5 protein-coding genes are annotated in these 3,831 nt (G+C 51.2%); all 5 read left to right on the top strand.

Annotated elements, in window-relative coordinates:
- Positions 1-355 (top strand): SDR family oxidoreductase (locus DBO31_RS08430; RefSeq protein ID WP_150824926.1); only part of this gene is annotated, 355 nt, incomplete at its 5' end.
- A gap of 72 nt (positions 356-427) precedes the next feature.
- Entirely contained in the window at positions 428-1,456 is a 1,029-nt protein-coding gene (locus DBO31_RS08425) for a zinc-binding dehydrogenase (protein WP_150824925.1), read from the top strand.
- A 30-nt stretch (positions 1,457-1,486) separates the two neighbouring features.
- Positions 1,487-2,452, top strand: a complete 966-nt coding sequence (locus tag DBO31_RS08420; RefSeq protein WP_150824924.1) for an ATP-dependent 6-phosphofructokinase — start codon at positions 1,487-1,489, stop codon at positions 2,450-2,452.
- A 108-nt stretch (positions 2,453-2,560) separates the two neighbouring features.
- On the top strand, positions 2,561-3,070 hold the full coding sequence (locus tag DBO31_RS08415) for a flavin reductase family protein (protein WP_075581847.1): 510 nt from the start codon (positions 2,561-2,563) through the stop codon (positions 3,068-3,070).
- 49 nt (positions 3,071-3,119) lie between these two features.
- Positions 3,120-3,831, top strand: a 712-nt coding sequence (locus DBO31_RS08410) for an MBL fold metallo-hydrolase (RefSeq protein ID WP_150824923.1), incomplete at its 3' end; no start/stop codon positions are given.

Genomic DNA, 3,831 nt, shown 5'->3' with positions numbered 1-3,831 from the left:
TTATGGCCGTATCGTCAATCTTTCCTCCGTATCGGCCAAGCGCGGTGGCGGCATCTTCGGCGGCGCTCATTATTCGGCAGCTAAAGCGGCAGTTCTCGGTTTCTCCAAGAACCTGGCCCGTGAAATTTCTCCCTATGGTGTCACCGTCAATAGCGTAACGCCGGGCCTGATCAATACAGAAATCTGGAAATCCCTGCCGAAAGACGAAGCCCAGAAAGTTATCGACAATATTCCTATGGGCCGTCCGGGTGAACCGCAGGAAGTCGCTGATACGGTCGTATTCCTCGCTTCTAAAGAAGCATCGTACATTACAGGCGAAGAAATCGATATCAACGGCGGTCAGCACATGGACTAAAAGTGGATATAACGAGCGGCAGAAAGCAGGCAGGCTTCCTGCCGCCCTTTTCTACGAAAGGTGGGATGGGATATGCGAGCAGGATTTATAGAAAAACCGATGAAAGCCTACTTTATCAATGACGCACCGGAGCCTCAGTTGGAACGGGATACGGATGTCAAAATCCAGGTCCGGGCGACGGGCATCTGCGGTTCTGAAGTACATGCTTATCATGGGAAGCATCCCTGGCGGGTGCCACCCGTCGTATCAGGCCACGAATTTTCCGGGGTCGTCGTCGAAACGGGCAGCGCCGTAACGACGTGCCGGCCCGGTGACAGGGTGACGGCCGAACCACAATATGGCTGTGGCCATTGTTATTTATGCCAGAGCGGGCGGTATAATCTGTGCCCGGAAAAGAAGATACTCGGCGCTTCCGGATGGAGCGGATCGTTTGGCGAGTACGTCGTTCTGCCCCAGCAATGCATCGTACCGTTGCCGGACGCCGTATCCTTTGCCGAAGGGGCGCTCATTGAACCACTGGCGGTCGGCATGCATGCCGTACGGGCGCATCATATACAGGAGACGACAAAGGTGGCCGTCATCGGCTGTGGTACGATAGGACTGGGTGTCGTTCTCAGCGCGGCTTGTTTTCATCCGGCGACCCTTTTTGGCATCGACGTCATCGATTTTAATTTGGAAAAAGCCCGCTCCATGGGAGCTGTTGCTGCGTTTAACAGCACGCGCGATGATGTCGTCAAAGAAATTATGGAACGGACCGATGGTAAGGGCGTCGATATCACCTTCCTGGCCTTCGGTAATGATGCCTGCGTCCGTCAGGCGGCGGAAATTACCCGTCCGGGCGGCACGATTTCGGAAATCGCCATCATGGGTAAGGATATAAAGGCTTCGTTTGACCTTATCCAGGTGAAAGAGCTGCATGTGGACGGGTCCAATATGTATGTCCGTAGTGACTATGAAGCTGTATTGGCAGAAATTGCGGCAGGCAATATGAAGCCCTCAGGATTTATTACAAAACGCTTCCCCATTACCCAGTTTGGTGAAGCCCTGGAATTTACGGATAAGCGGCCGGAACCGGTCGTAAAGACACTTCTGGAATTTTAGATCGTGAAACAGCGTAAGGATGTGACGCCTATGATAAAGAAAATCGGAATATTGACCAGCGGCGGGGATGCACCGGGGATGAACGCTGCCATCCGCGGCGTTACCCGTTACGCTATGTATAAAGGACTGACTGTAGAAGGCATATTGCGGGGATATGACGGATTGATCCATGGAGACAGCACTGCCCTGACACGCCGTTCTGTCGGCGGAATCATTCATCGCGGAGGTACACTCTTAAAGACGGCCCGTTCGGAAGAATTCCGGACAGAAGGAGGCCGGAAAAAGGCCTATGAATGGCTGCAGAAGAACCACATTGACGCATTAGTCGTCATTGGCGGCGATGAATCTATGAAAGGGGCAGAAAAACTGAGTGCATTGGGCATACCGACGATAACGATTCCCGGAACGATTGACAATGATATGCCTGGCACAGAATATACGTTGGGCTATGATACGGCTGTCAATACCGTACTGGAAGCAGTGAACCGCATCCGCGATACGGCGTCTTCCCATGACCGGGTAGCTATTGTAGAAGTTATGGGGCGTCACGCCGGGTTCATCGCCCTCGAATCGGGCATGGCCTGCGGGGCAGAAATCGTTCTGGTACCGGAAAAGAAAGTCACACTGAAAGAAGTGGCCGACCATCTCGTGGAATCTCATAAACAGTGGAAAATGAGCAGTATTGTCATCGTTGCCGAAGGTGCCGTCAGTGGATGTGACGTGCTGACCTACATGAAACAGCATCATCCGGAAATGAATCCCAGCCTGACCGTACTAGGATATCTCCAGCGCGGTGGTGCCCCTTCGGCAAGAGATGCCAAAATGGCGGGGCTGTTTGCCCAGAAGGCCGTCGATTACCTTCTTTCCGGTGGAAAAGATGCTGTCATTGGCTCTATTCACGATAAGATTGTGGCAACGCCTTATACCGAGGTAGATAAATATAAGTTTACCATTGATGAAAACGAATATGACTTAGTACATGCGTTAGGCACGTAAATTCCCCTCTTCTGTAGAAGAAGGAACTGTATCTCCCCATGCAGTTTCTTCTTCTTTTTTTTTGTACTTTCCCATATAATAAGAGATATAGAACAGGAGGCGGTATAGATGCTTGAACTCGTAACAGCTGACAAGCTGCAGCTGGATATTTTTTCTGTTTTTGGTACGAATAACGGACTTCTCATGGCAGGAGACAAAAACGATGCACGGGTCATGACGATTGGCTGGGCCAATCCGGGGCGGACCTGGAATATTCCTACGTGCATCGTCTATGTACGGCCGGAACGGTATACGTATGAGTATATGGAGCGGTTTGATTATTTTACCGTATCGGTGCTGCCGATGGCTCTTCATGACAAGGTCATATACTGTGGTATCCACAGTGGACGCGATACGGATAAAATCAAAAATTGTGGATTCCCTTTGCAGTATGGGATGGGGGATGCCCCGTTCATTGCCAGTGCAGACTGGACCCTGGTCTGCAAGAAACTGTACGTGCAGGACCTGTCGCCAAAGGGAGTGACCGATTCCCGCGTCCTTCGCTCCTATACGCGGGAAGGCTGGCATCGCATGTACATAGGTCAGGTAGTAGAAGCGTATCATCAGAAAGCCGAATGACCGCAAACTAAGATGTTCCTATTATATTAACTTATCAGAGGTGATACCTATGAAATTAACCATTCTTATTGATAATTACACCATCAGCGGGGGCTGCTACGGCGCAGAATCCGGCTTTTCTGCCTGGTTTGAAGACCGGGATAAGAAAGTCCTCCTCGATGCCGGCCGCTCAGACATGTTCATGAAAAATGCCTGGCGCCGCGGTATTGACTGCCTCCAGGCCGATGCTGTCGTTTTATCCCATGGTCACTATGACCATACGTGGGGCCTCCTGCCGCTGGTACAGGCACATATTGAAGCGACGTATGAAAAACGCCCCCGCATAGCAGCGCCTGTGTACGCCCATCCTGATACTTTTCTGCCCAAGGAAGCAGGGGGCAAAAATATCGGTTCCATCCTGGACGAAGCTTCGCTCCATGCCATCCTGCCGGTCCATACAACAAAAGAACCGGTCTGGCTGACAGACCGGCTAGTATTCCTCAGTGAAATTGAACGGACCAATGATTTTGAAGCGAAAAAGCCTTTAGGTCATACGCTGCGCAACGGCGTATGGGAAGACGATTATTTGTATGATGACTCGGCCATGGTCTATTGTTCCGATAAGGGCCTGGTCATTGTAACGCCCTGCGCCCATGCCGGCGTCTGCAATACCATTGCCTATGCGAAAAAAGTATGCCATACCGATACGGTGTATGCTGTTATTGGCGGATTCCATCTTTTGCGGGACAATCCGGACGTCATGCGAAAAACACTGGATTTCA

The sequence above is a fragment of the Megasphaera sp. DJF_B143 genome (assembly GCF_900320625.1).
Taxonomy (GTDB): Bacteria; Bacillota; Negativicutes; order Veillonellales; family Megasphaeraceae; genus Megasphaera; species Megasphaera hexanoica.
The sequence above is the reverse complement of the archived record's forward strand: the minus strand, read 5'-3'. Positions and strand labels throughout refer to the sequence as shown.

Bases quoted from the DNA above. Each gene is read 5' to 3' on its own strand.
- DBO31_RS08415 (WP_075581847.1), top strand. From the start codon at position 2,561: ATGCTTGAACTCGTAACAGCTGACAAGCTGCAGCTGGATATTTTTTCT.
- DBO31_RS08425 (WP_150824925.1), top strand. From the start codon at position 428: ATGCGAGCAGGATTTATAGAAAAACCGATGAAAGCCTACTTTATCAAT.
- DBO31_RS08420 (WP_150824924.1), top strand. From the start codon at position 1,487: ATGATAAAGAAAATCGGAATATTGACCAGCGGCGGGGATGCACCGGGG.